The sequence below is a fragment of the Tautonia sociabilis genome (genome assembly GCF_003977685.1).
GTDB classification, from domain to species: Bacteria; Planctomycetota; Planctomycetia; order Isosphaerales; family Isosphaeraceae; genus Tautonia; species Tautonia sociabilis.
The window spans coordinates 1-1,351 of record NZ_RYZH01000119.1; the positions used below are offsets into that span (position 1 = coordinate 1).

At 69.6% G+C, this 1,351-nt stretch carries 1 pseudogene; it reads right to left on the minus strand.

The annotated features are described in order from the left end of the window. Positions 1-41 precede the first annotated feature (41 nt). Positions 42-1,285 (minus strand): annotated as a pseudogene (locus TsocGM_RS25595) (IS3 family transposase). Between the last annotated feature and the right edge of the window lie 66 nt (positions 1,286-1,351).

The window sequence follows — 1,351 nt, forward strand, 5'->3', positions numbered from 1 at the left end:
TGTATGGCCTTTGGGTTCTCTGGACGGGAACTTGATGGTACTCACGCCGCCGCCGGGACGCCAGCGAGGAGGTCACGTCGCACCTGGTCGGGCGACCGGTGGGCGTGACGGAGGATCAGCCATCGTTCGTTGTAGGTCCGCTTGAACCCCCGCAACGCCTCGGCGAGTTCCGCCACCGTGGCGAAGACCCGCACCCACAGCAGATTCTCCTTGAGGGTGCGGATGAACCGCTCGGCGCAGCCGTTGCCCTCGGGCTCCCGCACGAAGCTCGGCGAGCTCTCCAGGCCGAGGAAGGCCAGCTCCCGCTGGAAGTCGTCGCTCATGTACGCACTGCCGTGATCGTGCCGGATCGACAGCCCACGGGCGATGTCCCGGTCGAACCCGCCGAAGTGCTCCCGCACCCCCTGGCGGAGCGGCTCCAACGCCTCGAACCGGTCGCCCCGCTTGGCCACGTGCAACCCGACGCACTCGCAGGTGCAGTGGTCCACCGCCACGAAGACATGCACGGTGCCCTCGCCGGTGGTGACGGTGGTCGTCATGTCGGTGCCCCACATCGTGTCCGGCTCCTCGGTGGTAATCGTGCCGTCGTGGGCCACCGGGCCGTGCGGGTTGCCGGCCCGGCGGGGGGCCTGGAGGTGATGCTCCCGCATCAGCCGCCGCACCCGCTCGGACGCCGTGCGGATGCCCTGGTGGCGGAGCCGTGCCCAGACCTTGCGGTAGCCCTCGCCGTGGAAGGGCGACTCGGCCAGCACCCGGCGGATGTGGGCCACCAGCTCCTCGTCGGTGGCGGCCCCGACCGGCCCCCGCTTCCGGGGCACGGGCCGCCGCTCGGGCGGGATGGCCTCACGGGCCTTGAGATAGTACGCCGTCGAGCGGGCCAGGCCGAAGATGCGGCAGACCCGCTGCATCCCATACCGCTTGCCGGTGCCGGGGGAGACGGAGCGGCTCAAGTGCTCCGCCTCCTCGACGCAAAAGGGCGGCCATCCTCCAGGTGCTGGCACTTCCGGTCGAGCAGCTCGTTGTCCATGGTCAGCTGGCCGACCTTGGCCTGGAGCCGGGCGATGACCTCATCCCGGTCGTCGGTCGGTCGGCTCTTCATCGCCGCCGTGCCGCCATCCAGGAACGCCTCCCGCCACGAGGAGAGCGTGGCGGCGGTGACGCCCAGCTCCCGGGAGAGGGTCTCCAGGTCCTCGCCCCGGAGCAGCCGGATGACGGCGTCGGTCTTCCGCCTGGCCGAGAAGCGGCCTCGATCCTGGGAGTCGGTCGTCGTGCTCTTCTTGGTCATCTTTGGTACTCCTTCCGGGACCATTATGGCCCATGAAAGTGTCCAGAGAATCCCTCAGGCTAAGGA